The organism is Pseudophaeobacter sp. TrK17 (genome assembly GCF_042192375.1).
In the GTDB taxonomy this organism is placed as follows: Bacteria; Pseudomonadota; Alphaproteobacteria; order Rhodobacterales; family Rhodobacteraceae; genus Pseudophaeobacter.
This window is the reverse complement of record NZ_CP071700.1, coordinates 3,989,606-4,015,789: the sequence shown is the minus strand read 5'-3', so window position 1 is coordinate 4,015,789 and position 26,184 is coordinate 3,989,606. Positions and strand designations below refer to the sequence as shown.

Genomic DNA, 26,184 nt, shown 5'->3' with positions numbered 1-26,184 from the left:
GGCCATCCGTGAAAATCACAAATCAATCAAAAGTGACAGCACCAGCGGCAGGGCCGCAATCGCCATCAGGGTCGAGACCACCACCAGCCCGGCAACCGCTTCTGCATCAGCACCGAATTTTTCAGCCAGCAGATAGGAGGTGACGGCGACGGGGGTGGCCAGTTGCAGGACCAACACGCCAAAGGCGATCTGATCCAGGCCAAAGGTCCACCCCACCCCCCAGCCAATGGCGACACTGGCGATGAGCTTGGCAAGAGACAGCAAAACCGCCAGCCCAGTTTTGCCCGGCGTCAACCGGGCGATGGCCACGCCCAGTGTGATCAGCATCAAGGGGATGGCCATTTGGCCAATGAGATCCAGCGCATTGGTCAAGAATTTGGGGGTCTGCCAGTCTTGCCACAAAAACAGCGCGCCCAGCAAAGTGGCCCAAACCATTGGTTCGCGCAGGGCCTTGGCGCCGCCGCCCTTGCCCGCCACCAAGGACAGGCCGAGGGTAAAGGACAACACCGCCGATACGGCCAACATGACCACCGCATAGCCAAGGCCCGCCTCGCCAAATGCAAACAGGGCCAAGGGGATGCCAAGATTGCCGGTATTGCCAAAAATGAAAGGTGCCAGATAGGTTTGTCGGTTCAGGCGTCCCGTTTTGATCAGCACCGAACCCACCAGGGCGAGCAAAACATGGCCCAAAATGGCAGCGATAACAAAGACCCCAAGCGCAGACTTGTCGAGCTCGGTTTTCATCAAGGCAGTGAAGATGAGTGCCGGGACCGCAAGGGTCATCGCCAGGCGGGTGACAAACTGAATGCGGTATTCAAATCCCAGTTTCACCCAGGCAAAACCGACACCCGCGAGCAGGAAAACGGGGGCGGTAATTTCAAGCACTGTTAAGGCCAGGTTCACAGACTGTTTCCTCGAAAATTTGTCTCAAGAGTTGGACATCTGCCAGTGTTTCACGTTAGTAACAAGTCACGGAGACAGTCTGCCAATGCTAAGAACACGTGCAAAATATAATCTGGGACAGGTTGTCCGTCATCGAAAACACCCGTTTCGCGGTGTGGTCTTTGACGTCGATCCAGAGTTCGAGAACACGGAAGAGTGGTATGAAGCCATTCCCGAAGACAGCCGTCCGGTGCGGGATCAGCCGTTCTACCATCTGCTGGCAGAGAATGATCAGACCTACTATGTGGCCTATGTCTCTGAGCAGAATCTGGTTGCGGATTATTCCGGTGAGCCAATCAGCCACCCGGACTTGCCAGAGATGTTTGATCAGTTTGATGGGGCGGCCTACGCCTTGCAGTATCAGCTCAACTGAACGCCCCGGATCGACCATCCGCTTTTCTGTCACTCGTTTTGAAACCTGGCTCCGGCTGTGGTCCCCCCTCTTCTCGGGCGGGTTCTGATACAGGTCGCGCTAGGCCGACCTGACAGGTGTTTTGCTGGGCTTCTGACTGGCAATTTCACGACTGGCAATTGCACGGGTGTTTTACCCGCACCGACCCCCAGGTCTGGCGCGGGTGCGCGTTTTTCAATACGTCTTGGTCAACTGCCCGCTGGCCTCAATAGCCGAGGGCGCAGCCATCCTTGCGCGGGTCGCTGCCGCCTTCCAACAGCCCATCAGGGTGGATCTTGATCGCCTGAGCGCCGCCAATGGCGGTGTCCGGGATTTCAACCTTATGACCCAGATCGCTCAGGTCTTGCCGCGTTTGATCGCTGTAGCCCTGTTCAACTTTGAGAACGCCGTTATCGGAGAAGCTGCGGGGGGCATCAATTGCGGTCTGCGCATCCATGCCAAAGTCCTGCAGGTTGGATACAAACCGGGCATGGCCATTGGGCTGATAGGCCCCACCCATCACCCCAAAGGGCATCATCACCCGTCCCTGATGCCGGAGCATGCCTGGGATGATTGTGTGCATTGGGCGCTTGCCACCTGCCAATTCGTTTGGGTGCCCCTGCTGAAGGGTAAAGCCGGCGCCCCGGTTTTGCAGCAGGATGCCGAATTTCTCAGAGGCAAAGCCCGAGCCAAAGCCATGAAAGATCGAGTAGATCAGCGAGACTGACATGCGATCTTTGTCTACCACGGTGATATAGATGGTGTCTTTGTGGATGGCTTCGGTAAGCGGAGCGGCAGCCGCCATGGCGCGCTTTGGGTCAATAAGCGCAGCAAGCCGGCTGGCTGTTTCGGGCGATAGCATATGGTCGAGCCGCTGCATATGCGCCGGGTCAGCCAGAAACCGGTTGCGCGCATCATAGGCCAGCTTGGCGGCTTCGGCCTCGATATGGGCGCGTTGGGCGCCCAGAGGGTCCAGGGCTGCGATGTCAAAATGTGAGAGGATATTGAGCATCAGCAAGGCGGTCGCCCCCTGACCGTTGGGGGGATGCTCAACCAGATCAACGCCTTTGTAGTTGGCCGAAACGGGGGTGACGCGGTCGCAGGCGGCGGCGGAAAAATCTGCCACCTGGTGGGTGCCTCCCGCGGCCTGAAGTGTCGCAACCATGTCTTCGGCGATTTCACCGGTGTAAAAGGCATCGCGGCCATCGCGCGCGATGCGGCGCAGGACTTCGGCCTGGCCGGGGGCACGAAAGATCTGGCCAACCTTCGGAGCCTTGCCATCAAAGAGGTAGGCCTCGCGGGCCGTGCCCTGCAGGGTGGCGGCATCATTTGCCCAGTCAAAGGCAACACGTGGCGCCACCGGGACGCCAGTTTCTGCATACTGAATGGCGGGGGCAAGCAGGGCATCCAGGCCAAGCTTGCCTTCGGTTTCCGCGAGATGGCAGAAGGTCTCGATCGCGGTGGGAATGGTGACGGCATCGGCGCTTTGCAACGGGACGCTGGTCAGGCCCTGATCCCGCAGTGCCTGGGCCGTGGCACCTGCCGGCGCCCGCCCCGAACCATTCACCGCCTGAATTTCATCGCTGTCGCTGCGCGAAAAGAGCACAAAGCAATCGCCGCCAATCCCGGTCATTTGTGGCTCGCATATGCCGAGAAGAACGGCCCCGGCAATGGCGGCATCCATGGCGTTTCCGCCGCGTTTCAACACATCAATAGCAGCGCCAGTTGCCAGCGGGTGCGAGGTTGCACAGAGACCGTTCTGGGCAAAGACGGCAGAACGTCCGGGAGATTGAAAGTTGCGCATTGACCACTCCTGTTAGGCTGCCCGGCAAAGTAGTGACCCTGATTGAAATGACAATGAGATTTTGTGATTCCGCCGGGTGATACGCAGCCCTGCGTGGGCGCAATCTGGCACGTCTGGACTAAGGGGGAGGATTGTCCCTGGCGTCGTACGATCGGTGGGGGCTTGGATGTCCGACGCCAGGAGAAGCTATGTCAGCTACGGGTTAATCAATGCCTGAGACCTGGGGCGAGAGTGGGTCGGAAATGTGGTGCTTTTGCGGCGCAGGTTCGCCCCGTGCCCCGCTCTTGTGTGATCCAATGATCTGAGCTGAGGCTTGCTTGTATGGCTCATCAGCTAATTTTGTTTGGCCTGCATATCAAAAAACAGCGATAACTGGTTGCTGTCGGCCTGTCTTTCGTAGTGCAGGCGACAGGTTAGCGCACGAATAAGATGCCAGCCAAATCCCCCCTCCGGCAGCGTCTCCATGGGGCCGCTGATATCAGCGGGCAGGCCGACTGGCAGCTCGCCGTTGGGCAGCGGAGGGCCGGTGTCACTGATGCAAATTTTCAGTTCGTCCGGCGACAGATCGCATTGGATATAGATTTCGCCGTCTGAGAGGTCAGAATAGGCGTGCTCTACGATGTTGTTGACAGCTTCTGCCAGGGCTATTTGCACATCTCCGGCCCGGTTCACCGGCAGATCAATATCGCGCAGTTGTTGCATCACCGCCGAGATACAGGATCTGGCGCCTTGTTCGGTTGCTTTGAACGAACATGCAAAAGTCTCAGCCATTCATTTCTCGCTTCCCGCCCCTATGCGGTCGGTTGGACAGAACTCAGGTGTTATTTGCACTGACAGCGTCATTCAAAGAGGCGTAGAGATTGAAAATTGTATCCATGCGGGTCAGGCGAAATACTTTTTCTACCATTGGTGTGGGCCCAGCCAGGTCCAGACGGCGGTCGCGCCCCAATTGCTTCATGGCGGCGACAATGGCGCCCAATCCGCTGGAGTCGATGAACTGTACCAGTGACAGGTCCAGAATGACGCGGTCGGGTCCGCTTTCGGTCTCTGACCGCATGTCTTCTTTGAATTGAATTGCCATGGCTGCATCGATGCGATCCGCATTTACAGTCACAATTTGTGCACCATTGGCCTCTGTACTTGTCAGGCTCATAGTGATCCCCCAGGAAAGTTGTCTCAACGTATTTATACCAGTCTAGACCTCAATCCTTAGCATTCAGTATGTTTATTGGCGACGATTGGAGGAATATCTGATGAAAAATGTTGTGATTGCCGGCGCGGCGCGCACCCCTATGGGTGGATTTCAGGGGGTCTTTGAAGCCCTGCCCGCATCTGAGCTGGGCGGGGTCGCCATCAAGGCGGCGCTGGAAGGGGCCGGCGCCAAGACCGTTGATGAGGTGCTGATGGGCTGCGTTTTGCCAGCAGGACAGGGCCAGGCGCCCGCACGGCAGGCAGGTTTTGCCGCCGGGCTTGGTGAAGAGGTTCCGGCAACCACGCTCAACAAGATGTGTGGCTCGGGCATGAAGGCGGCAATGATCGCCTATGACCAGATCGCCCTGGGACAAACTGACACGGTTGTTGCTGGCGGTATGGAGAGCATGACAAATGCGCCCTATTTGCTGCCAAATCAGCGTAGTGGCGCGCGAATCGGGCATGGCCAGGTCATTGACCACATGTTCCTGGATGGGCTGGAGGACGCCTACGACAAAGGCCGCCTGATGGGCACCTTTGCCGAGGACTGCGCCGAACATTACCAGTTCACCCGTGAAGCACAGGATGACTATGCGCTGAAGTCGCTCTCCAATGCTTTGGCTGCGCAAGAAAGCGGAGCTTTTGAGGGTGAAATTGCCAGTGTTACGATGAAAACGCGGAAAGGCGAAACCACCAGCGCAGCTGATGAACAGCCCGGCAATGCCCGTCCCGAAAAGATCCCAACACTGAAACCGGCCTTTCGCAAGGACGGCACCGTGACTGCGGCCAATGCTTCGTCGATTTCCGATGGGGCGGCGGCTCTGGTTTTGGCCTCAGAAGAGGCGGCAACCACCCAGGGCCTCACCGTGCGAGCCCGCGTTCTGGGCCACGCCAGCCATGCTCAGGCGCCGGGCTGGTTCACCACCGCGCCGGTTCCCGCTGCCAAAAAACTGCTCGATTCAATTGGCTGGACCGTAGAGGATGTCGATCTCTGGGAAGTGAACGAAGCCTTCGCCGTGGTTCCCATGGCCTTTATGCATGAAATGGGCATCAGCCGTGACAAGGTGAATGTGAACGGCGGCGCCTGTGCGTTGGGCCATCCCATTGGCGCATCGGGCGCGCGCATCATTGTGACGCTTCTGAATGCTTTGGAAAAGCGTGGGTTGAAACGCGGCGTTGCGGCGATTTGCATTGGCGGTGGCGAAGGTACGGCCATTGCCATCGAAGTGGTCTGATTGCCATTTGGACAAAAATATCCTCGGGGATGAATTGACCCGGAGGGGCAAGAGGGGGCAGAAGAGCCCCCTCTTTTGCTTTTAAAGGACAGTGACATGGCTGTGGATTACAATACCTTGTCCAAGACACTTGCCTCTCTGACCGAGGGTGAGGATGACACTGTGGCGCTGATGGCCACTGTTGCCTGCGAATTGCATCACAGCGATGATCGATTTGACTGGACCGGGTTTTACCGCGTTGTCGCGCCTGATCTATTGAAGATCGGCCCCTATCAGGGCGGCCATGGCTGTTTGCAAATCCCGTTTTCGCGCGGTGTTTGCGGTGCGGCGGCGCGCAGTGGGGAGGCGCAGCTGGTGGCGGATGTCGACGCTTTCCCCGGGCATATCGCCTGCGCCTCTTCTACCCGGTCTGAGTTGGTGCTGCCGGTGTGGAATGCGGCAGAGCAGTTGATTGCGGTTTTGGATATCGATAGCGACCAGGCAAATGCCTTTACCCTGGACGACCAGCAGCAATTAGCTGCGATTTTACAGCAGGTATTTGCCAGGGCTTGAGGGAGGCACCCGCAAGAGGGGCTTTGCCCCTCGGCCTGCGGCCTCACCCCAAGGTATTTTTGGAAAGATGAAAGCCGAAAGGGCGCGCGCCTGTTCGCGCCGTCTTTTGGCGCCCATTGCTACGACGGGGCTGCGAGGGATGTGAAAAAAGGTTTGAAAATTTCACCAGATCGGCACATAGTGAAAAAATAGGTGAAAATTTCACAAGCATTTTGCAGACGGAGATCTCAGCCGTGACCAGTCAAGCCCCGCAACCGGCCACTTTGGGTGCAGATATTCGAGCCCTGCGCAAGGCGCGCGGGCTGACGTTGACTGATATCGCGGGAAGACTGGATAAATCTGTTGGTTGGCTGAGCCAGGTGGAGCGGGATCTGTCAGAACCTTCGATTTCAGATCTGCGGCAACTTGCCAGTTGTCTATGCGTGCCAATGTCGATGCTTTTTGCCCATACGGACGCCCCGGCAAATGAACATGGCTATATTGTTCGGGCGGGATCACGGCGGCCCATGGGCTCGGGTGAGGAGGGGCTGATCGAAGAGCTGCTTTCGCCTGATCTGACCGATGATTTTGAAATGGTGCATTCTACGTTTCGGCCCCATTCCAAGATGCAGAAACCGGCAGACCGTCCGACCCAAGAGGTGGGCTATATGATCTCGGGTCGGCTGGACCTTTTGATTGACCAAAAGCCCTTTACGGTTGGGCCTGGCGATAGCTTTCGCATCAAACATCAGCCCTACCAATGGGCCAACCCCTACGATGAGCCAGCCATTGCGGTCTGGGTTATCGCGCCGCCGGTCTACTGAGCGATGAGTTTTGAGGCCTGGACCATATTTGTAGTGTTCTGGGTGGTCTTTGTGACCACTCCGGGGCCAAATGCGGTGAATTGTATCAGCAATGGTATGAGTTTGCGCTTTTCCAAGGCGATGCTTGGGGTCCTGGCGATCCTGACACAGGCGGTGTTGTTTCTGGTGCTCTCGGCACTGGGAGTGACGGCCCTGATTGCCGCGTCGCCAACCGGATTTTTTGTCGCCAAACTCGTAGGCGCGGCATTTTTGATCTTTTTGGGGCTGCGCAACTGGCGCAATGCCAGCACGCCCACCCCAGCGGTGGAGCGGCCTGCGCGCCATGTCTATCTGCATGCCCTGGCGGTGGCGGTGATCAACCCCAAAAGCGTCGCTGGCTATCTTGCGGCCTTTTCCCAATTTGTGCAGCCGGATGTGCCGATCTGGCAGCAGATGGGGGTGATCATGCCCACAGCGCTGGTGCTGACCACGCTCAGCTATACTGGCTTTACCCTGCTGGGGATGATGATGGGCAAGGCGGCGCTGAAGGCGGTGTTCAACATCTGGATCCGCCGGGGGCTGGCCCTGTGTTTTATTATCTACGGCGTGCTTCTGGGCGCTAGCAGTATGCCGCAAGCGGAGGTGATGCGATGACGGATCATGTGACCAGGGGATCCTGCCTGTGCGGCGATATCCGGTTTGAGACTGCGGCGGAGCCACAGGGGGCCTCGATGTGCCATTGCGGCCAGTGTCGCAAGCAATCTGGCGGCATATGGTCTTCGGCCTATGTGAAGGACAGCGCGCTGACCATTTCTGGCCCCGTGCGCTGGTTTGAGGCCAGCCCACAGGCCAAACGGGGCTTTTGTGGGCGCTGTGGGTCCTCCTTGTTCTGGAAGGCCCATGACGAGGACACCACAAGTTTTGCCCTTGGCGCTGTTGAGGCGCCCACGGGGCTGAGGATCGAGAAACATATCTTTGTGCGTGACAAGGGCGATTTCTATGAGATCGCCGATGGTGTTTTGCAAAAAGACTAAGGCCGGGGAGCAAACATGTCTGATTTTCCAACCAAGGCCCGTGTGGTCATTATCGGCGGCGGCGTGATTGGCGCCTCTGGTCTTTATCATCTGGCCAAGAAGGGCTGGAGCGATTGCGTGCTTTTGGAAAAGAACGAGCTGACGGCGGGCTCTACCTGGCATGCGGCGGGCAATGTGCCGACCTTTTCGACCTCCTGGTCGATCATGAACATGCAGCGCTATTCGACTGAGCTTTATGCCCGCCTGGGAGATGAGGTCGATTATCCGATGAACTATCACCAGACCGGGTCGATCCGTCTGGCGCATTCCAAGGAGCGGATGCAGGAGTTTGAGCGCGCCTGTTCCATGGGCCGTTATCAGGGCATCGAGATGGAGATCTGGACGCCCGAGCAGGCCAAAGAGCACTATCCATTCCTGGAAACCCATGACCTGGAAGGGGTGCTGTGGGATCCAAGTGATGGCGACATCGACCCGGCGCAGGTGACCCAGGCCCTGGCCAAAGGCGCGCGCGACATGGGGGCCAAGATCATTCGCTTTTGTCCCGCCACTGGCGTCACCCAGAAGGCAGACAAGACCTGGATCGTTCATACGGATAAGGGCGATATCGAATGTGACTATGTGGTCAATGCTGCGGGGTATTACGCCCAGCGCGTCGGTGAATTCTTCAAACCCTATGGTGGGCGCACAGTGCCGATGATGGTGATGTCGCACCAGTATCTGTTGACCGAGCAGATTGATGAGGTAGAGGCCCATGTCAAACAGACCGGTAAGAAACTACCGCTGATCCGCGATGTGGATGTGTCTTACTATCTGCGCCAGGAGAAGAACGGCTATAACCTCGGCCCCTATGAGCCCAACTGCCGGGGTCACTGGATGACGGATGATGACCAGATGCCGGAGGATTTCTCCTTCCAGCTTTGGCAGGATGATCTGGACCGGATCGAGGATATCGTTACCGATGCCATGGCGCGGGTGCCGTTGATGGCAACCTCCGGGGTCTCCAGCGTTATCAATGGCCCGATCCCCTATGCGCCCGATGGCCTGCCGCTGCTTGGCCCAATGCCCGGTGTCGACAACGCCTTTGAGGCCTGCGTCTTTACCTTTGGCATCGCCCAGGGCGGCGGTGCCGGCAAGGTTCTGGCGGAATGGATTGTCGATGGTCAAACCGAATGGGACATGTGGTCGGTCGATCCGCGCCGTTACACCGATTATACCGATCAGGACTATTGCGACCAGAAAGGCATGGAAGTTTACGGCAACGAATATGCCATGCACTTCCCGCACCACGAATGGCCTGCTGCGCGGGACAAAAAGGTCAGCCAGGTGCATGGGCACCTCAGGCAACTGGGCGGACAAATGGGCGCCTACAACGGTTGGGAACGGGCCAATTGGTTTGCCAAAGACGGGGATGATACCTCTGAGGCCGCCACCCATACCTGGGGTCGCTCCGGCCCCTGGCAGCAGCGCATCAAGGAAGAGTGCGAAGCGGTGCGGGACGGGGTTGGCGTCTTGGACCTGCCGGGCTTTTCGCGCTTTAATCTCGAAGGGGAGGGCGCGGCTGAGTTTCTGCGCGGTCTGGTCACTGGCGGGCTGCCCAAGGTGGGCCGAATGAACCTGGTCTATTTCTCCGACGATCGCGGCCGTATTCTGACGGAAATGTCCTGTCTGCGTCACGGCGAGGATCACTTTACCATGATCACCGCAGGGTCGGCCCAGTGGCACGATTTTGATGTGCTGAAAAAGGCACTGCCGACCGGGCTGACGCTGAGTGACCGCACCACCGAATTTGCCACCATGATCGTCACCGGGCCAAAATCACGCGACCTGTTTGCCGGTATCTCTGACGCTGATCTGTCTCTTGGTTGGTTGACCCACCAGACGGCCACGGTTGCAGGTCAGCCGGCCCTTTTGGCGCGGGTGTCCTATGCGGGTGAGCTGGGCTGGGAGGTGCATTGCGCCAATGCCGATCAGGCGGCGATCTATGATGCGCTGCTGACAGGCGGTGCCAAACCCTTTGGCATGTATGCGCTGAACGCCCTGCGGATCGAAAAGGGCTACCGCAGCTGGAAAGGCGATCTGTCCACCGATTACACCCTGCTCGAAGGGGGCTTGGGGCGTTTTGTCAAACTCGACAAGCCACAGGAGTTCCCCGGCAAAGCGGCGATCCGCAGTGAGCTGCAGCAGGGATCAAAAAAGGTCTTTGTGACGCTGATTGTGGAGGCAGGCGAGGCTGATGCACCCTATATGTCCTGTATCTGGAAAGATGGGGAAATTGTCGGAGAGACCACCAGTGGCGACTATGGCTATCGCGTCGATGCCTCGATCGCGCTGGGCATGCTGCGCCGTGACCTGGCCCTGCCGGGCACCGAGGTCGAGGTCGAAATCTACGGCGAGAAATGCCGCGCCATTGTTCAGGAAGATCAGCCCCTGTGGGATCCCACTAACGCTCGCCTGCGTGCCTGATAGGGAATACTGCCGTACAAAAGACCAAAATGATGGGGCGGCAGGCTGGTCCTGGTGCCATAAAAGAGAAGACGCTTATGCAGATCACCTTGTTGGATGGCTCGGTTGGCCAGGAAGTTGTCAAACGATCCGGGGAGCGGCCAACGCCGCTTTGGTCGGCTTCGGTGATGATGGATCAGCCGGATTTGGTCGGCGCGGTTCATGGCGACTATTTTGCTGCCGGGGCCAGTATTGCCACCACCAATACCTATACGGTGCACCGGGATCGTCTGCTGCGCGCTGGGCTGGAAGACCGCTTTGAAACGTTGCTGGACATTGCCATGGCACAGGCCAAGGCCGCACGGGATGCCTATGGGGGCGGACGCATCGCCGCTGCCTTGGGGCCGCTTGGGGCCAGCTATCGGCCTGATCTGAACATCCCGCTGCAAGAGGCAGCGCGGCTGTTTGCGGAACTGGTGCGCCTGACGGAGGACACGGCTGATCTGTTCCTGATCGAAACGGCCTCGTCACTGGCGCAGGCGCGCGGCGCCCTGATGGGCTGTTGGGCAACCTCCAAGCCGGTCTGGCTGGCGGTCTCGGTGAAGGACGATGACGGCAGCCGCCTGCGCTCGGGTGAGCCCTTGCAGGACCTGGCGCCGGTGCTTGCAGAATTCCAACCCGCCGCCGTTTTGATCAACTGCTCCCGCCCCGAGGTGATTGGCGCCGGGCTGGAGATCCTCAAACGCTTTGACCGCCCCTTTGGGGCCTATGCCAATGGCTTTACCGGCATCACCGACGGGTTCCTGCAAGAGGCCCCTACGGTGGACGCGTTGCAGCAGCGGCAGGATCTGGGGCCGACTGAATACGCGCAGTTTGTGATGGGCTGGGTGGCCATGGGCGCCACGATTGTGGGGGGCTGTTGCGAGGTTGGCCCCGGCCATATTGCCGAGCTGGCCCACCAGCTGCGCGCGGCCGGACACGAGATCATCTAACCTGAGATCTGCAAACGGGGAGGCGTGACATGACACAGCAAAAGGCGACAGGCGCTCCGACCTCCCCGCCGCGCGTCTGGACGGTGGATATTCTGTTGGCCGAGGGCTTTGTGCTGACAGAACTGTCCGCCGTGGCAGAGACCCTGCGCATCGCCAACCGGGTGTTGGCGCAACCGCCGTTTCGGATCTGCTTTCGCTCGGCACAGGGCGGACAGCTGTCCTGCCGGGCGGGGCTGCTGGTCGATACCGATCCCTATATTGATCGCCCCGACGCGGATTTTGCCTTTGTTCTGGGCAATACCGACCCGGACCACCCGGCGCTGTCCCTGGGGCGGGTGCTGCAAGGCTACACCAGCCGGGGGGCGCGGGTCTTTTTGTTGGCAGAGGCCGCCGCGCGCTATCTCAAAGATCAAGGCAGGTGCGGGGCCACCCATTGGGAAAACGCCGCGCTGCTGCGCGAACGTCAGGGCCTGTTCGAGGCCAGCCACGCGCTGGCCAGCGAGGATGGCCCCATCATCACCTGTGCCGGAATGGGGGCCACCACTGATATCGTGCTGGCCTTGATTGGGCGGCTCACCTCGGCGGCCGCGCAGGTCAGCGTCGCCAATATCATGCTGCACGAACAGGTGCGGGACTATTCCTCCTTGCAGCCTTTCTCTGGGGCCAGACCGACGATCACTGGCGACCGGGATCTGGACCATGCCATCCGTCTGATGCAGGCCAATATCGAAGAGCCACTGCCCATTGGTGAGATCGTGGCGGAGCTGGGGGTTTCGACCCGATCGCTGGAGCGCAAGTTCAGGACCTATCTGGCCACCACCCCCAATGGGTTCTACCGGGAAATGCGACTGAACAAGGCCAATAACCTGCTGCTGAACACCACCATGAGCGTGCGCGAAATTGGCCTCGCCTGTGGGTTTCAGAACGGATTTTCCACCCTGTACAAATCGGTCTTTGGAATCACCCCCTTTGTGCTGCGCAAGCGTCGTCGCCTGGGGACAGATCAGCCGCCGGATTTTCAAAACCTCGGAGAATAGCCCTGGGTAACTGGCGCTTTTGGCACCTTTTGTGACGCCTGCCTGTGATAATCTGAGTGGAATTCAGGTTCTTTCGGAGTGCTGACATGAGCGAACTTCCAACTCAGGCCCGTGTGGTCATTATCGGGGGCGGCGTTATTGGCTGCTCGGTTGCCTATCATCTGACCAAGCTGGGCTGGACGGATGTGGTGCTGCTGGAGCGCAAGCAGCTCACCTCCGGCACCACCTGGCATGCTGCCGGTCTGATCGCCCAGCTGCGTGCCACCGCCAATATGACCAAATTGGCCAAATACTCCCAAGAGCTCTATGGCGGGCTGGAACAGGAAACCGGTGTCGCCACCGGCTTTAAACGCTGTGGATCGATCACTGTTGCTCTGACCGAGGAACGCCGCGAAGAGATCTTCCGCCAGGCCGGTATGGCGCGGGCCTTTGGTGTTGATGTGGAAGAAATCTCACCTCAGGAGGTGAAGGCAAAATATGAACACCTGAACATTGGTGACGTGAAGGCCGGCGTCTGGCTGCCCAAGGACGGTCAGGGTGATCCGGGCAATATCGCCCTGGCGCTGGCCAAGGGGGCGCGTCAGCGTGGCGCCCTGATCAAGGAACGCATCAAGGTCACTGGCCTGTCAAAGACTGGCCGCCGGGTGACCGGGGTTGACTGGATCAGCGATGATGGGGCGAACCAGGGTCATATCGCCGCCGATATGGTGGTGAACTGTGCTGGCATGTGGGGCCACGAGGTCGGTCGCATGGCGGGGGTGAATGTGCCGCTGCATGCCTGCGAACACTTCTATATCGTCACCGAGGCCATCAAGGGCCTGACCCAGCTGCCGGTGCTGCGGGTGCCGGATGAATGCGCCTATTACAAGGAAGACGCGGGCAAGATGCTGCTGGGCGCATTTGAACCCAATGCCAAACCCTGGGCGATGACAGGCATTCCCGACAGTTTTGAATTTGACCAGCTGCCGGAAGATTTTGACCATTTTGAACCCATTCTGGAAAACGCCTGCAATCGAATGCCGATGCTGGCCGAGGCCGGGATCCACACTTTCTTTAACGGGCCGGAGAGCTTTACCCCCGATGACGCCTATCATCTGGGCCTGGCGCCCGAGATGGACAATGTCTGGGTCGCGGCGGGTTTTAACTCCATCGGTATTCAATCCGCTGGCGGCGCTGGCATGGCGCTGGCGCAATGGATGGATGAGGGGCAGAAACCCTTTGATCTGGGCGATGTGGACATCTCGCGGATGCAGCCTTTTCAGGGTAACAAGCATTACCTGTTTGAACGCTCCAAAGAGACCCTGGGACTGCTCTACGCAGATCACTTTCCCTATCGGCAAAAGGCCACCGCGCGGGGGGTGCGCCGCACACCGTTCCATCATCACCTGAAAGAACAAGGCGCAGTGATGGGTGAACTGGCCGGCTGGGAGCGCGCCAACTGGTTCGCCAATGCGGGCCAGACGGCGGAGTATGAGTACAGCTGGAAGCGGCAGAACTGGTTTGAAAACGCCGCAGCCGAACACCGCGCCGTGCGCGAAAACCTCGGCATGTATGACATGTCGTCGTTTGGCAAACTGCGCGTCGAAGGGCCTGATGCTGAGGTGTTCCTCAACCATGTGTGTGGCGCCAACCTGTCGGTGCCTGCGGGCAAGATTGTCTATACCCAGTTCCTCAACACGCGGGGCGGCATCGAGGCCGACGTCACCGTCACCCGCCTTTCGGAAACCGCCTATCTGGTGGTAACTCCGGCAGCGACCCGCCTGGCGGATGAAACCTGGATGAGGCGTCATGTGGGCGATCACCGCGTGGTCATCACCGATGTAACTGCGGGCGAAGGCGTCTTGGCGGTGATGGGACCAAATGCCCGCAAACTGCTGGAGCGTGTCTCTCCCAATGATTTCTCAAACGCAGTGAACCCCTTTGGCACCGCGCAGGAGATCGAGCTGGGCATGGGGCTGGCCCGGGTGCACCGGGTCACCTATGTGGGGGAGCTGGGCTGGGAAATCTACGTGAGCGCGGACATGGCAGGCCATGCCTTTGAAACCCTGCACGCTGCTGGTCAGGACATGGGGCTAAAACTTTGCGGTATGCATATGATGGACAGCTGCCGGATCGAGAAGGGCTTTCGCCACTTTGGCCATGACATCACCTGCGAAGATCATGTGATTGATGCGGGGCTGGGCTTTGCGGTGAAAACCGACAAACCGGCTTTCATTGGCCGCGACGCGGTGCTCAAGCGCAAGGAAATTGGCCCCAAAGCGCGGCTCTTGCAGTTCAAACTCAGCGATCCTGAGCCACTGCTGTACCACAACGAGCCGCTCCTGCGGGACGGGGAGATCGTCGGCTATATCTGTTCGGGCAACTATGGTCATACCCTGGGGGCGGCCATTGGCATGGGCTATGTGCCCTGCGAGGGGGAGACGGCAGCGGAGGTGCTGGCCTCCAGCTATGAGATTGAGGTCATGGGGGTGCGGGTACAGGCCGAGGCTTCGCTCAAACCCATGTATGACCCAAAATCGGAGCGGGTGAAGGTCTAACCCAAGGGCGGGCAAAGCAGGCCATGGCTTTTGCTTTGCCCCGACCAGACCGGGTGATTTGGCCCACGTGGTCCACTCCTTGGTCATGTTTCACCGGTGTTTGTCCTGTGGTCTTTCGTCAGCATCAGAGAGGTATGCTTGACGCATGGTCAGCATTGTTTGCACACCGGGGGCTGCGGCTAGACTAGGCTAGGCCAAAATGCGGGTCTGATAACAATAAGAAGGGGGAGGCCGATGTGGCGGAACTGGTCTGGCTGTGAGACCTCAGAGGCGGCGGTTGTGGCACCGCGCACCATTGAACAGCTGCGGGAGGTTCTGGCAGCCCCCGATAAGGTTCTGCGCCCCGTGGGGGCAGGGCATTCCTTTACCCCCCTGGTGTCTGGGGGCGGGCGCATTCTTGAACTGAGCCAGATAAATACGCCCACCGTCCTGACGAGCGCACCGGGCCGCGCGCGGGTCAATGCCAATGCCCGGCTACATGACCTGTCAGCTGCTCTGCAGACCAAAGGGCAGGGGTTCCGCAATCTCGGAGATATCAATGTCCAGACCCTGGCCGGGGCCATGTCGACCGCCACCCACGGCACCGGACGGGATCTGCCCAGCATCGCGGCGGAAATGACCGGTGCCCGGCTGCTCTCGGGCAGCGGTGAGCTGGTTGAGATCGCGGCAGAGGATCTGCCGGGGGTTCAGGTCGGCCTTGGTCTTTTGGGGATCTTGCTGGAGATTGAACTGAATACCGTTCCTGCATTTAATCTGCGCCGCCGTGTTGGGGTGCGGCCCTTTGAGGTGCTGTTGGAGCAGATGCATGGCAACTGGTCGGCGCATCGCTGTTTTGAATTCTTCCTGTTGCCCCATAGTGGCAAGGGGGTGCAGATTTCACATGACGTTACCGAGGCCGCGCCCAGCAAACCCCCGCTTGATCTGGATGCGCTGGGGTTGCAGGTGATGAAGGTCGCCAGCGCCCTGCGCCATCTGCACCCCAAAGCGCAGCGCGGGGTTTTGGCGCTGATGTTGAAACTGCAGGGGGAGGAGGACTATGTCGGCGAAAGCTGGCGTGTGCTCAGCTCGACCCGTGCCATGCGGTTTAATGAGATGGAGTATCACCTGCCACCGGATGTTGCCGAACCCGCATTGCGCGACATCATCGCGTTGATCGAGAGGCGCCACCCAGATGTCTGGTTCCCGATTGAGGTGCGCCAAACCGCCGGAGACACTGCCTGGCTGTCACCCTTTCAGCATGGCCGCCGGGTCTCGGTGGCGGTGCATATGCATGGGGGACAGGATTACACCGGGTTCTTTCACGATTGCGAAGCCATTTTCCGCAGCGCTGGCGGGCGGCCCCATTGGGGTAAATTGCACAGCCTGCAGCGGCGGGATCTCGAAGATCTCTATCCTGATCTGGGCAAGTTTGACGCGCTGCGCGCCCGGCTCGACCCCAAGGACCGCTTTTTGTCCCCCGCCCTGGCCCGGATGTTTCGCCCATGAGCAGCGCAGAGAGCCTGCCAGATTTTGCGCTTTGGGATGGGGCGTTGCGGCAAGCAGGCCAGACCCTGCCCTGTCTGGTGCTGGACCGTGGGCGCTTTGTCACCAACCTGGCGCTGGCCCGCAGCAGGGCACAGCCCGGTACCGGGCTGCGGGTGGTGGCAAAATCGCTGGCCGCGCTGCCAATGCTGGATCTGGCGGTGCAGCAGCTTGGCGCCGTGGGTGTGATGACCTTTTCTTCGGCCATGTTGCACAGCCTGTTGCAGGAACGTCCCGCGCTGGACCATCTCATGGGGAAACCCCTGCCCGTCGGCGCCGCTGCCGAGGTTCTGACGCAGCAGGCAAAGGCCCCGGATCAGGTGATTTGGCTGCTTGATACCGTGGTGCGGGCACAGCAATATGCAGAGCTTGCCCAGTCCCGCGGTATCCGCCTGCGGGTGGCGATAGAGCTGGACGTGGGGTTGCATCGCGGCGGTGTTGAGCCCGCCGCCTTTGCCGCGCTGCTGTCACAGATCCAGCAAATGCCAGAGCTGCAGCTTGAGGGGGTAATGGGCTATGAGCCGCATTTGGACAAGCTGCCGGCACCGCTGCGCAAGCGATCCATAGCAGCGGTCGAACAGGCGCTGCGTGGGGCGGCGGAGCTGATGAAAAAACGGGGGGTTACCGGGCCGCAGGGGGCTGCACCACTGGTCAATACCGGCGGCAGCCTCACCTTTGATCGCTACGGGGCGGGACAGGGGGTCAGCGAAGTCTCGCTAGGGTCCGTGCTGGTAAAGCCGCAGGATTTCACCCGCCCCGCAACCCGTGGGTTTCTGCCTGCGATGTTCATCGCCACACCAATTCTTAAATACCGCGCCAACAACCCGTTGCCGGGGCTTGACGGATTAAACCACCTGCTGACCTGGCGCCGCCGCGCCAACCTGGCCATCTATGGCGGCTATTGGAAGGCCTCGCCAGTCTATCCCCATGGCTACGGCTATTCTGGGATCTTTGGCCGCTCCTCAAATCAGGAGGTCTGGTCCGGCCCGCAACTCGCGGCGTCTCCGGTAGATCACTTTGCCTTTTTACACCCCAGCCAAAGCGAGGCGGTGATCCCCGAGTTCGGCGAGATCCTGGTGCTGTCAGAGGGCCAGATCACCGAAACCTGGCCCGCGCTGAGCCCACGTCACTAGCTTGCTGCCTTCCCCACGCAGCTTTGGCGCGCAGGATGATGCCGGTGGACAAGATGATGCGGGTAGAAATGTGTTTGCAGGACCTGCATGTGGCGCTGCTGTGTTCAATAAAACCAAAGACACTGGCGACCCCGGCAGGATTCGAACCTGCAACCTGCCCCTTAGGAGGTGGTAGAGGGCGCTACAGATCAGTAGGTTAGCTACAAAAAAGCAATGTTGAAAACACCTGAATACTGGAGTTTTGCAGCCCATTCTTAGCTAGGCAGGTTCAGCGAACCAAAGAGCATACCCTCTGTCAATCCGTCTTACCCCTACCGCTGGCCTCTTCCACCAATCCGAGATCTAAAGCCCCTGCCGCGCGGCGTAGGTAATCTGGTGAAAACTGCGCATAGGTTGATCTGGTTACGGACGGATTGGAGTGCCCAAGGTATGACGCCACCTCTTCAATTGGAACGCCAGCCTCGACCATAAAGCGGCCAGCGGTACGCCGCAGGTCGTGCGGTGTGCAGTGTTCGATCCCGGCGCGTTTTACTGCGGCATTGAACCCGGTCTTGATTGAGCCAACCGACCGGCCACCCCATTCAATAACAAACGGAGAGACTGAAGCTGTCTGTGCTGTGTGGAGGGCAGCTATTAGAGTGTCATTGATAGGAACTGTGGCACGGCCCTTTTTCGGACCAATCTCGTCCTTGGCTAGTTTGATTACCCTGCTTTCCAGGTCAACACGGTCCCAGGTTAGTTCCAACAATGCCCCTATCCGGCCTGCAGTGGTGAGCATGAGCAAGATTGCCAGCTGAATGTGTGGATCCACTGCGGCTAAGATCAAAGCGCTTGCCTCTTCTCGGGTCAGGTATCGGCTGCGTGGAGGCGGCATCTGTGGGAGTTCGATGTGCGGCGCCGCGTTGATCAGGCCTCGTTTCTCGGCCCATTTCACGGTGGCGCGCAAGCAGTTCATTTCAGTGCGAATTGTTCCATCTTTACGGCCTTTGGCGCGGCGTGTTGCAATGTAAGCACGACAATCCTCAACTGTGATTTGATCGGCTCCGAAGTGTCCGAAAACGGGCAGAACGTTTTTGCCGACTTGCGCTAGTTTCGATGCTTGTCGCCGTTCTCCCATGTCCTCCTGATATGCAGCCCAGGCTTGGGAGATGGTGACGCCACTCTCAGGCGCCTGTGCAAACAGGATCAGTTCGCGTGCTTCTTTCTCTGCCTCCTGGCGCGTGTTAGCCGCAAGGCGATAACGTCGCCTGCGCCCGTCATCTTCGTTCCAGATGACGACCCAGCGTCCTTTGAGGCGTCCAAGTCGATAGTCGCGCATTCGTGTTTCTCCACTGTTTTGGCTGCAATTCGGTAGCTTTTCCCCACTCGAAAAGCGGGTAGTTGCCCATTTCGGATCATGGCGCGCACAGTTTCACCGGAACACCCCCAGCGTCTGGCTAGGGTGTCAGCGGTGAAGGGGGTTTCTGTTTTCATCATGCTGCGGCCTCTCACAAATTTAAGGGGTTCATCTTCTGGGCGGTGGCGTGGCGCCCCCACTGATCTGCCATGGCATTGGCAATGCCTGGGAATGTCTTGCTGCGGATCTGCCAGCGCAGTTTGCCCGGTGGGGCGCGGTGGATGGCAGACCAGAGTTTGTGGGTCTCTGTGCCTTTCTCAGGCGGTGTCAGCTTGTTGGTGGGGGTGAGCTTGGGTAACCCGCGCAGGTAAAGCCCTGTGGCCTTGAAAGCAGGCTCCCCAAACCACCAGGGCTGCACATGCTGGGCGGCGGGCTGAAAGTTCTCGATCCGCTGTTTTGCGTGTTTGTGCATCACTGGGTTCTCCACCGCGACGCGCGCGATCGGCGCATTCCAGCAGGCTGAAAACAGCGCGGCGCCTTCATCGAGGTCAGCCCACATCTCTGCCAGGCTGCGTCCCTTTGGTGGCTGGTGCAGCCAGCGTACGCCGCTGTTGCACAGCCGGGTGCAGGGCGGGTGCATCACGGCCAGCAGATCCCAGCCCATATCCAGCACCTCGCGCACATCGCATTGCATGTGGCGGTTGCTGCGGTCCTGCGCGGGCAACAGATCACAGGACCAGGCGTCATGGCCGCGATCGAGAAACGCCCGGCGCACCGCGCCGCTGGTTTCGCAGCCGATCAGAACTTTCAACTGTTTCATGGGGATCCTAGTCTTTTCCTGCGGCACGTCGCATGCGGCGGATACTGCGCCGCATGATGCCGGCGCGTTCTTCACGCATGGCTGCAAGCGCCAGTTCTTTACGCAAGATCCGGCTGTGAAGGCGCGCAAGGCGTTCAAATTCTTCCGGGGTGGCGTGATGCATCCAGGGCGCGCCAAGGCCGAACGACTTTTCTTGTCGAGGGGCTGGCATCTCTGCCTGTACAGCAGCAGCCAGTGCACGGATGAAATCAGTCGGGGCGTGTTTTGTCGGCATTTATCCATGCTTTCTGGGGGCTTGGATGCGGCCAGACCAGATCAGAAAATCGGTGTGCATATTCTCAAACCGCTGGCGCGCAGCGGTGTCGGTTGCAAGCTGGCGGCGGCTAGTGACCTGGCAGACGGTGCGCAGATGTTCCGTGGCGGCTGTCGGGCTGAACTGGCCACCGGGAAAGCCATTGCGGGTGGCGGCGTAGCGCTGAAAGGCCACGTCATTGGCCAGCATGGCGGCGCGCTGCGGTGCCTTGTCCTGGGTGATCTGCTGCATGGGGGCCTCCTGTTGTCTTGATAGGGCGCGGCGGGTGTCGGTGAGTGATGGGCTTTGAGTGCCGCGCCCCATTGGGCAGCGCTCACGCTGCCGGTGTCGGGCATGGGGAAGAGTGCTGAGCGACCGGGGTTTTGGCAGCGGCGGCGAGCCAGGCTGATAGCGCGGCATAGTTATCACTGCCAATTTCGCAGATTCCGAGGAGGTCTGCGCGGTGGGTCAGGGTCTCTGGTTCCCACCAGTCCTGCGGATCATCGCTTGGCGGCGTGATGGTGCCGCCAAGGTCAAGGAACCGCAAAAGCCGCTCAACGCCGTGGTATTGCTTCAAATCCTGCGCAGCTGCGCGGATTGCCGGAAAATCAAGCGGCATGGGGCGGCAGGCCACAATAGCCCTTTGTAGCGATCAGGTCGCGGACCCTCTCAGAAACACGATCCAGGGTTTGATCGATCGGCTCTGGCGTTGGGGGCGGGCAGTCCACGATATGCTGCGGCCGCAGCCTGCTGGGGTCAAAGCTCTGCCCGCGCTCTGCCTTGAGCGCGGCCCAGGCCGTGGTGAATACGGTTGTGTCGCTGAGGAAATCCTCTGGATGAGAGGCGATCCCGCGGGCGGTCTGAATGACTTCTTTTGGAAGGTCTTGCATCTAATTCTCCTTCGGTTGATGGAGCTTAGATAGTCCGAAAAAAATGGACCAGTCAATAACGTAGTTCAAAAAATTCGGATAAATATTTGCTTGGCGTTTTGGTTTGGGGTGATGTAGGTGAGAACAAAAATAGAACATTGGAGGAATCAAGACAACATGGTATTGTTCGTCGCAGCGAGGCTGCGCCGGTTAGGTATTGACCTGAATTGGGTGTTTGACCCTTTGGGGGCTATGCGCTTTGCAGTGCGCCGAGCAGTCGATCCTGGACGTCCTGGGGGAGCTGAGAAAAGTCGCCATGAAGGATAAAGTTAAAGTCTATGCGATGTTGCCTGTAGTAATAACGCATTGTCTTCAGGCCGGGGGCGCCACGGCTCTCCTGCGAGTGAAACGTTGTCTTCTTTAGTCCTAGCTCTTTGGCGACTTCCAGTTGCTGCATGCCAATAGACTTGCGCGCTGCTAACAGGCGGGTCCTGATTGCTTCTGGGCTAATGTCACCTGTGAGGGCGAGCCGTTCTTTTTGTTCGATGTCCATGGTAATTGAGTACCCTAAATCCGAATAAAGTGAACTTTCTGTCTGTCGGATCTTGTTGGTACGCAAATATCGGACTATGCAGGGTGCATGACCACTCGTACCCTGATCCAAGCTTTGGGTGGATATCGCGCCGTCGCGATGCGCCTGAACAAAAAACCAACAACCGTGCATACCCATATGCAAGAGGGCGTGATGCCTGCTGCCTGGTATGATGCGTTGTGCAAAATGGCGCGAGAGCAGCAGGTGGATGAACCATCGCGGGCTCTTTTCTCCTTTCTGAAGGTGACGCCGACCCAGAAGGAGGACGCCGCATGAGCCGCCCGCGTCTAACCCTGATTGTAAGCAATGATCTGTCATGTGCTGAGGCTGGCACGACCCAGGGGCAAAGCTCTTGGTCAAAACAGTTGGACCCGTACCGGCTGAAGGTCGAGGCGCCGGATCTTTGGTCCAGCTACTTCCGGGCGCGGTTTAACAGCCCGCGTGAGGTGGCGCTGTTCTGCGATGTCAGCTTCCAGGCTGCGCTGAACTGGTGGGGAGCGGTAACGTCCCCGGCCAGCCACATCGCGTTGCTGGTCATGCTGACAGATCCTGCCGCGCCGGGTTTCTTTGGCGCGCAGGTGGGGCAGGCGGCATGAGGGCCGCACGATTGGAGCTTGGGTGCGCCTTTTTACCCAGCCTTCGCGAGTTTTTTCCTCATCGCGGCATTGGGGCCAGTCAAAAGCACGTTGATGAAGCAGCTCTCCCCAGTGCGCAACTTGCCGATTTTTTTGATCTCAATACCGATGGGCATGTCTTTCGGATGCTGGTGGTTCAGTTCAGCGGCCACTGTCGCGGGGATGTAGCCAATGGGCAATGCTGGAGCCCCTGGGGCTGTATGACCAAAAACTCGAATAGCGTTTGGGTCATGCGGGTTGTCGGGTTCTCTTTGCAGGGAGGCAAATGCCTTGGAAGGGTTGGCTATTCGGATGAAATCGTTGGTGAGTGTCATCTCAGCAGAAAGGCCTGCCAGGTTGATGTTCCCATATCCCTTGAGCGCGACAAATCCTTTCATGCGTTTGCTAACAATATTTGGAAAATGCGTTATTTCCCATTTAGATTGGTAATCTCCCTCTTCATTGAAAAGATTGTCTTCGAAATCGTTATCCTCGCCGAGTTCGTGCGCTGCTGTGTGACCTCCGTGTCGCGGATTGTCTTTCGTAATGTATCTTTCCCATTTTCCAAGGAGACCCGCGAGGGCGAACATGGCCAGTGCGGCCAAGAACAACCAGATAATATACATTCTGTAATCCCTTTCGAAAGTCATTGGCGTGTGACGGAAGGTGCAGGCAATCGGGGTGGCAAACAAGCCTTGGTTGTCTGTAAAAACACTGGGGCTGCGGATCGCTATCCGTTGACGGGTGTTTGGATGCGTGGAGGTTGGCATTTCGAGTTTGGCCCCTTGTCACTGTTCTGGGCGGTTGTTGACTGATGCAGGTAAATCCAAGCAGGGCTACCGGGCACAGACCGGCATCAGAGCCGACGGTAGCCATTCTGGGCATCGTGCGCGGCTATTACCATCTGCAGGTCGGTGAAATGGTTGGGCCCTGTTGTGCGCGTCGGCTGGCCTGGCCGCGCCAGATCGCCATGGCGCTGGTCCGCCAAAATGCCAATTGCAGCCTGCCGGAAATTGGCCTGCGGTTTGGCTGGCGGGATCATACCACGGTGATGCATGCGCTGCGGGCTGTCGCGGATCGGCGCAAAGCGGATCGCCAAGTCGCGGCTGAGTTTGTCGAAATTGAACGTCGGGTCGAGTTGGCCCTGGGGCAATCCTATGTCCGGCGTGAGCATATCTGGGGCAAGCCTTTTGCCTCTGTCAGAAATGGAAGGGGGACCAATGTCGGATTTGATTAAAGGCCAGAATGAACCAGCGGATGTCTGGCCGTTGCGGCGGGGCGATACCCTGTCTTCGCATGACTGGTTCCCCTTTTTTACTCACCGGTTCTTGGGGTCTCGCTTTCTAAGCCGTTGCGTGATGACCGGGCGGCGAGAGGATATTGGCTCGGCCATGATCCTTTGGGCCGAGTCCATGCGTCAGGATCCGGCTGGGACGTTGCCACCTGATGACATTGATTTGGCCGATCTGGCCCGCTTTCGATCAATCGAGGATTGGCAGCAGGCCCGCACAAATGTTCTGTACGGCTGGGTATCGGTTCTGGTTGAGGATGCGCGCACGGGCGAGTTTGAGACCCGCCTGGGGCATCCTGGCATGCTCGAGGAAATTGTGCAGGACATGCACAAGCGCAAGCGGGGGCGCGATGCAGCCCGCGTTGCTGGCCGGTCGGCTCTCAAGAAGCACAAGATCCGCACCAAAATGCGGGACATGGGCGTTCAGGAACACATCATCAAGGATGATCGCGCCATTACAGCCCTAGCTGAGCACTTCGAGCACTCGGAGCTATACATCACCCCCGACAACGTGCGCGCGGCCATGGCAGAGGTGCTTGGTTACACGGGCGAGGTTACCCCCATTAGCGCGGCGCGGGATCGGTGAAATTCAACTGCAATACAACTGAAATGAAGTGAAATGATTTCACCTAGATTTCAGTACGATTTCGGCCTGCAGGTGAAATTGCCCTACAGGACAGAACAAAAAAAAACAGAAAAATACAAAACACCTTACTGGCCGAAAACCGAAAGGCTGGTGGGTGTGGATAGCCCGGAAGCATTGAGAAAAGGAAAGAGGCGATGGCATCGGATTTGAAAGAGGCAAAGCAACGGGTGCGGGACCATCTGGTGCAGCCGTTGACCCGTTTGGGGTTGCGGCGCACCTCTGGCGTGACCGTGGCGCAGTTTGATGCAACGATTGATGAGCTGTGTGGTCGCTTGTCCTACATGACCGCTATCAACCTGGATGCCTTGGCAGAGCAGGCCTCAAGATTGGCCGGTGGGAAGGATCGCTCACTGTTTCCCAGTGCGTCAAAAATTCTTGCCTGGGCTGCGGATATCCAGCCGCCAGAGGATAGCGCGTCTCCCCTGTTGATTGCTGTCTTCTCTGGGCCTTTGGGAAGCCAGGCTATGGCGGAGGATTGGGCACCTGAGCTGCGCTCCTACGTGCGCAAAGAGCGGATCTGGCCAAAGGGTTTGGCGCTTGATGCTATCAAAGAAAGAGCTAGGGAAGCGCGCCGCCGGTTGGAGTTGATCGAGGAAGATCTGAGGCGAGGTCGCGCACCGAACCCCGTTGACCTGGATATGCAGGAAAAACGAGTAGCGGCGGCTGAAAAGTGCGCGCTGATCATGGGGCAAATTGAGGTGAGTAAATGAGCGAACAGGTGGTGATTGTGACCTCGGCAGGGGTGGCCCGGTTGCAGGATGAGGCCGCGCGGATTGCCGATATCAAGGCGCGCGGATCTGTACCGTTCGAGTGTGGCCCTGCTATCCCGGTGGCTCCAGGCCGAGGCCCCATGATGCGCTTCACCCCGCGCGAAATGCGCCAGACCGAAGGCGGTGGCTATGTCTCCATTAAGACAGGTGAGGCGGGACGGGATGCGGCGCGGGTAGCCGACGCGTTCGATGCGATGGAACGGGCTGCAGTCAAAGCGCACCAAGCGGCAGAGGCAAGGCGAGAAAAGGCAGGCCAGAATCCAAAGAGCTATGAACCTTTGTTTACGCCGGGCCAGATCAGCGCTGCGCGGGACTATGCGGCACTTGTCGAGAGGGTCATGGCATCGGGCGTCAAGTGTTCCTCGCTTGAGGCAATCCATTCTGGTGGCGGTGGTAGTGGCGATCGAGAGGCCGCGATCTTTCGGGACTTCCAGCGCTTGCGGGCGCTGCATCGCCGCATTGGCGATGGGTTGGCAAAAGAGGTTAGACGGATCAGGCCATCGGTCAATGGTGGCGTGAAGCGCAGGGCTATCTACGTGCGCAAATTGGTGGACATGGTTTGCCTCGGTGATATGTCAATTCTTCAGGTTCTTCACGCGCATGGGTGGTCAAAAGATGGTGGCGCATCAAAGGCTTTGCGGCTGTCGCTCTGTTCGGCTCTTGACCGAATGCAGGGATATGATTTGGCCAAAATGAAAAAGGGTGTTGACACTTAACCCACCCGCAGAGCATGAATAGTACATCATCTACAAAAGCGCCCACGGGAAACCGGCGGGCGCTTTTGCATTGGTGGCTTTCAAACAGAGTTGGGATTACCCGATGGCGCGATCAAAGATCTGCGTTGCTGCAGGTTGTGATGAGATCGCATTGCCTGGGCTGTCGCATTGCGAAGAGCACGAGGCGGCGCGCAAGGCAAAGCTGAAGGCTCGGCGCGCGGTGGCGCAGACCTCGCCAGCGGCCATTGCGGCTCGGCGTTTGTATGCAGATCCGAAATGGAAAGCGGCGCGGCTCGTTCACTTGCGGGCCAATCCAATCTGCGCTGATTGCGATGAGCTGGGCGTGGTTGAGGCGGCAACGGATGTGGATCACATCACGCCGCATAAGGGCGATCGGAAACTGTTCTGGGATCGCAAGAATTGGCAGAGCCTTTGCCACTCTTGTCACAGCCGTAAGACCGCTCGTGAGGTGTTCCACCGATAGGGGGGGTATCTCAAAACTGAGGCCCCGCAATACAAACCGGCGGGATAACCTTTTTTTACGCGACTGGGAAATTGGAGAGAAAAACCCACTTTGGAAAGGAGGGATGAAGGATGAAGGGACGCAAGCCAGATCTGCAAAATGTCATCCCCATGAAGGGGGAT

General features: G+C 58.8%; 32 protein-coding genes. 19 read left to right on the top strand and 13 right to left on the bottom strand.

Features of this window, described 5'->3' with window-relative positions:
- Positions 1–15: 15 nt before the first annotated feature.
- Positions 16–903, bottom strand: a complete 888-nt coding sequence (locus JZI28_RS19155) for an AEC family transporter (RefSeq protein WP_375698634.1) — start codon at positions 901–903, stop codon at positions 16–18.
- 85 nt (positions 904–988) lie between these two features.
- Here JZI28_RS19155 and hspQ point away from each other — a divergent pair, with 85 nt between their 5' ends.
- On the top strand, positions 989–1,315 hold the full coding sequence (hspQ, locus tag JZI28_RS19150; RefSeq protein ID WP_295452439.1) for a heat shock protein HspQ: 327 nt from the start codon (positions 989–991) through the stop codon (positions 1,313–1,315).
- 244 nt (positions 1,316–1,559) lie between these two features.
- On the opposite strand, the gene JZI28_RS19145 is transcribed toward hspQ, so the two are convergent.
- From JZI28_RS19145 to JZI28_RS19135, 3 genes are all read right to left on the bottom strand, one after another.
- On the bottom strand, positions 1,560–3,137 hold the full coding sequence (locus JZI28_RS19145) for a gamma-glutamyltransferase family protein (protein ID WP_375698633.1): 1,578 nt from the start codon (positions 3,135–3,137) through the stop codon (positions 1,560–1,562).
- 333 nt (positions 3,138–3,470) lie between these two features.
- A complete protein-coding gene (locus JZI28_RS19140) occupies positions 3,471–3,908 on the bottom strand; it encodes an ATP-binding protein (protein ID WP_375698632.1) in 438 nt (145 codons plus the stop codon).
- 43 nt (positions 3,909–3,951) lie between these two features.
- Entirely contained in the window at positions 3,952–4,290 is a 339-nt protein-coding gene (locus JZI28_RS19135; RefSeq protein ID WP_295452447.1) for an STAS domain-containing protein, read from the bottom strand.
- Positions 4,291–4,390: 100 nt separating this feature from the next.
- On the opposite strand from JZI28_RS19135, the gene JZI28_RS19130 reads away from it, so the two are divergent.
- From JZI28_RS19130 to JZI28_RS19080, 11 genes are all read left to right on the top strand, one after another.
- Positions 4,391–5,563: an acetyl-CoA C-acyltransferase gene (locus JZI28_RS19130; RefSeq protein WP_348153798.1), complete on the top strand. Its 1,173-nt coding sequence runs from the start codon at positions 4,391–4,393 to the stop codon at positions 5,561–5,563.
- 96 nt (positions 5,564–5,659) lie between these two features.
- Entirely contained in the window at positions 5,660–6,115 is a 456-nt protein-coding gene (locus tag JZI28_RS19125) for a GAF domain-containing protein (protein WP_375698631.1), read from the top strand.
- 233 nt (positions 6,116–6,348) lie between these two features.
- Positions 6,349–6,918 carry an XRE family transcriptional regulator gene (locus JZI28_RS19120; RefSeq protein WP_348153795.1) on the top strand — a complete coding sequence of 190 codons (570 nt, stop codon included), beginning with the start codon at positions 6,349–6,351 and terminating at the stop codon, positions 6,916–6,918.
- A 3-nt stretch (positions 6,919–6,921) separates the two neighbouring features.
- Complete coding sequence (locus JZI28_RS19115) at positions 6,922–7,551, top strand: LysE family translocator (protein ID WP_348153793.1); 630 nt, start codon at positions 6,922–6,924, stop codon at positions 7,549–7,551.
- Positions 7,548–7,931 carry a GFA family protein gene (locus tag JZI28_RS19110; RefSeq protein ID WP_375698630.1) on the top strand — a complete coding sequence of 128 codons (384 nt, stop codon included), beginning with the start codon at positions 7,548–7,550 and terminating at the stop codon, positions 7,929–7,931. Before JZI28_RS19115 ends, JZI28_RS19110 begins: the two co-directional genes overlap by 4 nt.
- A gap of 15 nt (positions 7,932–7,946) precedes the next feature.
- On the top strand, positions 7,947–10,394 hold the full coding sequence (locus JZI28_RS19105; RefSeq protein ID WP_375698629.1) for an FAD-dependent oxidoreductase: 2,448 nt from the start codon (positions 7,947–7,949) through the stop codon (positions 10,392–10,394).
- Positions 10,395–10,471: 77 nt separating this feature from the next.
- Positions 10,472–11,365, top strand: coding sequence for a homocysteine S-methyltransferase family protein (locus JZI28_RS19100; RefSeq protein WP_375698628.1), 894 nt, complete (start codon positions 10,472–10,474; stop codon positions 11,363–11,365).
- Between the two features lie 29 nt (positions 11,366–11,394).
- Positions 11,395–12,402 (top strand): GlxA family transcriptional regulator, encoded by a 1,008-nt coding sequence (locus JZI28_RS19095; RefSeq protein ID WP_375698627.1) that lies wholly within the window; start codon positions 11,395–11,397, stop codon positions 12,400–12,402.
- Between the two features lie 86 nt (positions 12,403–12,488).
- The gene (locus JZI28_RS19090) at positions 12,489–14,939 is read left to right on the top strand and encodes an FAD-dependent oxidoreductase (protein ID WP_375698626.1); all 2,451 of its coding nucleotides are present in this window, start codon (positions 12,489–12,491) and stop codon (positions 14,937–14,939) included.
- Positions 14,940–15,173: 234 nt separating this feature from the next.
- A complete protein-coding gene (locus JZI28_RS19085; protein WP_375698625.1) occupies positions 15,174–16,424 on the top strand; it encodes a D-arabinono-1,4-lactone oxidase in 1,251 nt (416 codons plus the stop codon).
- A complete protein-coding gene (locus JZI28_RS19080) occupies positions 16,421–17,593 on the top strand; it encodes an alanine racemase (RefSeq protein ID WP_375698624.1) in 1,173 nt (390 codons plus the stop codon). Before JZI28_RS19085 ends, JZI28_RS19080 begins: the two co-directional genes overlap by 4 nt.
- A gap of 295 nt (positions 17,594–17,888) precedes the next feature.
- Here the strand turns inward: JZI28_RS19080 and JZI28_RS19075 are convergent, their stop codons facing one another.
- The 8 genes from JZI28_RS19075 to JZI28_RS19040 form a co-directional block, all read right to left on the bottom strand.
- Positions 17,889–18,866 carry a tyrosine-type recombinase/integrase gene (locus JZI28_RS19075; protein ID WP_375700129.1) on the bottom strand — a complete coding sequence of 326 codons (978 nt, stop codon included), beginning with the start codon at positions 18,864–18,866 and terminating at the stop codon, positions 17,889–17,891.
- Positions 18,779–19,066 (bottom strand): excisionase family DNA-binding protein, encoded by a 288-nt coding sequence (locus JZI28_RS19070; protein ID WP_375700128.1) that lies wholly within the window; start codon positions 19,064–19,066, stop codon positions 18,779–18,781. The genes JZI28_RS19075 and JZI28_RS19070 overlap by 88 nt, the downstream gene beginning before the upstream one ends.
- A gap of 14 nt (positions 19,067–19,080) precedes the next feature.
- Positions 19,081–19,749 carry a hypothetical protein gene (locus tag JZI28_RS19065; RefSeq protein WP_375698623.1) on the bottom strand — a complete coding sequence of 223 codons (669 nt, stop codon included), beginning with the start codon at positions 19,747–19,749 and terminating at the stop codon, positions 19,081–19,083.
- Positions 19,750–19,756: 7 nt separating this feature from the next.
- The gene (locus JZI28_RS19060; RefSeq protein WP_375698622.1) at positions 19,757–20,023 is read right to left on the bottom strand and encodes a hypothetical protein; all 267 of its coding nucleotides are present in this window, start codon (positions 20,021–20,023) and stop codon (positions 19,757–19,759) included.
- Positions 20,024–20,293: a hypothetical protein gene (locus JZI28_RS19055; RefSeq protein WP_375698621.1), complete on the bottom strand. Its 270-nt coding sequence runs from the start codon at positions 20,291–20,293 to the stop codon at positions 20,024–20,026.
- 82 nt (positions 20,294–20,375) lie between these two features.
- Positions 20,376–20,660: a hypothetical protein gene (locus JZI28_RS19050; RefSeq protein ID WP_027242532.1), complete on the bottom strand. Its 285-nt coding sequence runs from the start codon at positions 20,658–20,660 to the stop codon at positions 20,376–20,378.
- A complete protein-coding gene (locus JZI28_RS19045; RefSeq protein WP_027242533.1) occupies positions 20,650–20,931 on the bottom strand; it encodes a hypothetical protein in 282 nt (93 codons plus the stop codon). The genes JZI28_RS19050 and JZI28_RS19045 overlap by 11 nt, the downstream gene beginning before the upstream one ends.
- Positions 20,932–21,160: 229 nt before the next feature.
- Positions 21,161–21,463, bottom strand: coding sequence for an XRE family transcriptional regulator (locus JZI28_RS19040; RefSeq protein WP_375698620.1), 303 nt, complete (start codon positions 21,461–21,463; stop codon positions 21,161–21,163).
- A gap of 87 nt (positions 21,464–21,550) precedes the next feature.
- Here JZI28_RS19040 and JZI28_RS19035 point away from each other — a divergent pair, with 87 nt between their 5' ends.
- Positions 21,551–21,778, top strand: coding sequence for a hypothetical protein (locus JZI28_RS19035; RefSeq protein WP_375698619.1), 228 nt, complete (start codon positions 21,551–21,553; stop codon positions 21,776–21,778).
- A complete protein-coding gene (locus JZI28_RS19030) occupies positions 21,775–22,098 on the top strand; it encodes a hypothetical protein (protein ID WP_375698618.1) in 324 nt (107 codons plus the stop codon). Before JZI28_RS19035 ends, JZI28_RS19030 begins: the two co-directional genes overlap by 4 nt.
- A gap of 32 nt (positions 22,099–22,130) precedes the next feature.
- On the opposite strand, the gene JZI28_RS19025 is transcribed toward JZI28_RS19030, so the two are convergent.
- Positions 22,131–22,886 (bottom strand): HIRAN domain-containing protein, encoded by a 756-nt coding sequence (locus tag JZI28_RS19025; RefSeq protein ID WP_375698617.1) that lies wholly within the window; start codon positions 22,884–22,886, stop codon positions 22,131–22,133.
- A gap of 44 nt (positions 22,887–22,930) precedes the next feature.
- Here JZI28_RS19025 and JZI28_RS19020 point away from each other — a divergent pair, with 44 nt between their 5' ends.
- From JZI28_RS19020 to JZI28_RS19000, 5 genes are all read left to right on the top strand, one after another.
- Positions 22,931–23,353, top strand: coding sequence for a helix-turn-helix domain-containing protein (locus JZI28_RS19020; protein WP_375698616.1), 423 nt, complete (start codon positions 22,931–22,933; stop codon positions 23,351–23,353).
- Positions 23,337–23,993, top strand: coding sequence for a hypothetical protein (locus tag JZI28_RS19015; RefSeq protein WP_375698615.1), 657 nt, complete (start codon positions 23,337–23,339; stop codon positions 23,991–23,993). Before JZI28_RS19020 ends, JZI28_RS19015 begins: the two co-directional genes overlap by 17 nt.
- 194 nt (positions 23,994–24,187) lie before the next feature.
- A complete protein-coding gene (locus JZI28_RS19010) occupies positions 24,188–24,763 on the top strand; it encodes a hypothetical protein (protein ID WP_375698614.1) in 576 nt (191 codons plus the stop codon).
- The gene (locus JZI28_RS19005; RefSeq protein ID WP_375698613.1) at positions 24,760–25,539 is read left to right on the top strand and encodes a hypothetical protein; all 780 of its coding nucleotides are present in this window, start codon (positions 24,760–24,762) and stop codon (positions 25,537–25,539) included. Before JZI28_RS19010 ends, JZI28_RS19005 begins: the two co-directional genes overlap by 4 nt.
- A 103-nt stretch (positions 25,540–25,642) precedes the next feature.
- Positions 25,643–26,023 carry an HNH endonuclease gene (locus tag JZI28_RS19000; protein WP_375698612.1) on the top strand — a complete coding sequence of 127 codons (381 nt, stop codon included), beginning with the start codon at positions 25,643–25,645 and terminating at the stop codon, positions 26,021–26,023.
- Positions 26,024–26,184 lie beyond the last annotated feature (161 nt).

What these genes read in the sequence shown, in the direction of transcription:
- JZI28_RS19140 (WP_375698632.1), bottom strand. Translation starts at nt 3,908, where the DNA reads ATGGCTGAGACTTTTGCATGTTCGTTCAAAGCAACCGAACAAGGCGCC.
- JZI28_RS19000 (WP_375698612.1), top strand. Translation starts at nt 25,643, where the DNA reads ATGGCGCGATCAAAGATCTGCGTTGCTGCAGGTTGTGATGAGATCGCA.
- JZI28_RS19135 (WP_295452447.1), bottom strand. Translation starts at nt 4,290, where the DNA reads ATGAGCCTGACAAGTACAGAGGCCAATGGTGCACAAATTGTGACTGTA.
- JZI28_RS19030 (WP_375698618.1), top strand. Translation starts at nt 21,775, where the DNA reads ATGAGCCGCCCGCGTCTAACCCTGATTGTAAGCAATGATCTGTCATGT.
- JZI28_RS19005 (WP_375698613.1), top strand. Translation starts at nt 24,760, where the DNA reads ATGAGCGAACAGGTGGTGATTGTGACCTCGGCAGGGGTGGCCCGGTTG.
- JZI28_RS19065 (WP_375698623.1), bottom strand. Translation starts at nt 19,749, where the DNA reads ATGAAACAGTTGAAAGTTCTGATCGGCTGCGAAACCAGCGGCGCGGTG.
- JZI28_RS19090 (WP_375698626.1), top strand. Translation starts at nt 12,489, where the DNA reads ATGAGCGAACTTCCAACTCAGGCCCGTGTGGTCATTATCGGGGGCGGC.
- JZI28_RS19055 (WP_375698621.1), bottom strand. Translation starts at nt 20,293, where the DNA reads ATGCAGCAGATCACCCAGGACAAGGCACCGCAGCGCGCCGCCATGCTG.
- JZI28_RS19060 (WP_375698622.1), bottom strand. Translation starts at nt 20,023, where the DNA reads ATGCCGACAAAACACGCCCCGACTGATTTCATCCGTGCACTGGCTGCT.
- JZI28_RS19095 (WP_375698627.1), top strand. Translation starts at nt 11,395, where the DNA reads ATGACACAGCAAAAGGCGACAGGCGCTCCGACCTCCCCGCCGCGCGTC.
- JZI28_RS19100 (WP_375698628.1), top strand. Translation starts at nt 10,472, where the DNA reads ATGCAGATCACCTTGTTGGATGGCTCGGTTGGCCAGGAAGTTGTCAAA.
- JZI28_RS19115 (WP_348153793.1), top strand. Translation starts at nt 6,922, where the DNA reads ATGAGTTTTGAGGCCTGGACCATATTTGTAGTGTTCTGGGTGGTCTTT.
- JZI28_RS19045 (WP_027242533.1), bottom strand. Translation starts at nt 20,931, where the DNA reads ATGCAAGACCTTCCAAAAGAAGTCATTCAGACCGCCCGCGGGATCGCC.
- JZI28_RS19025 (WP_375698617.1), bottom strand. Translation starts at nt 22,886, where the DNA reads ATGCCAACCTCCACGCATCCAAACACCCGTCAACGGATAGCGATCCGC.
- JZI28_RS19080 (WP_375698624.1), top strand. Translation starts at nt 16,421, where the DNA reads ATGAGCAGCGCAGAGAGCCTGCCAGATTTTGCGCTTTGGGATGGGGCG.
- JZI28_RS19020 (WP_375698616.1), top strand. Translation starts at nt 22,931, where the DNA reads ATGCAGGTAAATCCAAGCAGGGCTACCGGGCACAGACCGGCATCAGAG.
- JZI28_RS19105 (WP_375698629.1), top strand. Translation starts at nt 7,947, where the DNA reads ATGTCTGATTTTCCAACCAAGGCCCGTGTGGTCATTATCGGCGGCGGC.
- JZI28_RS19010 (WP_375698614.1), top strand. Translation starts at nt 24,188, where the DNA reads ATGGCATCGGATTTGAAAGAGGCAAAGCAACGGGTGCGGGACCATCTG.
- JZI28_RS19085 (WP_375698625.1), top strand. Translation starts at nt 15,174, where the DNA reads ATGTGGCGGAACTGGTCTGGCTGTGAGACCTCAGAGGCGGCGGTTGTG.
- hspQ (WP_295452439.1), top strand. Translation starts at nt 989, where the DNA reads ATGCTAAGAACACGTGCAAAATATAATCTGGGACAGGTTGTCCGTCAT.
- JZI28_RS19125 (WP_375698631.1), top strand. Translation starts at nt 5,660, where the DNA reads ATGGCTGTGGATTACAATACCTTGTCCAAGACACTTGCCTCTCTGACC.
- JZI28_RS19050 (WP_027242532.1), bottom strand. Translation starts at nt 20,660, where the DNA reads ATGCCGCTTGATTTTCCGGCAATCCGCGCAGCTGCGCAGGATTTGAAG.
- JZI28_RS19035 (WP_375698619.1), top strand. Translation starts at nt 21,551, where the DNA reads ATGACCACTCGTACCCTGATCCAAGCTTTGGGTGGATATCGCGCCGTC.
- JZI28_RS19110 (WP_375698630.1), top strand. Translation starts at nt 7,548, where the DNA reads ATGACGGATCATGTGACCAGGGGATCCTGCCTGTGCGGCGATATCCGG.
- JZI28_RS19070 (WP_375700128.1), bottom strand. Translation starts at nt 19,066, where the DNA reads ATGAAAACAGAAACCCCCTTCACCGCTGACACCCTAGCCAGACGCTGG.
- JZI28_RS19145 (WP_375698633.1), bottom strand. Translation starts at nt 3,137, where the DNA reads ATGCGCAACTTTCAATCTCCCGGACGTTCTGCCGTCTTTGCCCAGAAC.
- JZI28_RS19040 (WP_375698620.1), bottom strand. Translation starts at nt 21,463, where the DNA reads ATGGACATCGAACAAAAAGAACGGCTCGCCCTCACAGGTGACATTAGC.
- JZI28_RS19015 (WP_375698615.1), top strand. Translation starts at nt 23,337, where the DNA reads ATGTCGGATTTGATTAAAGGCCAGAATGAACCAGCGGATGTCTGGCCG.
- JZI28_RS19130 (WP_348153798.1), top strand. Translation starts at nt 4,391, where the DNA reads ATGAAAAATGTTGTGATTGCCGGCGCGGCGCGCACCCCTATGGGTGGA.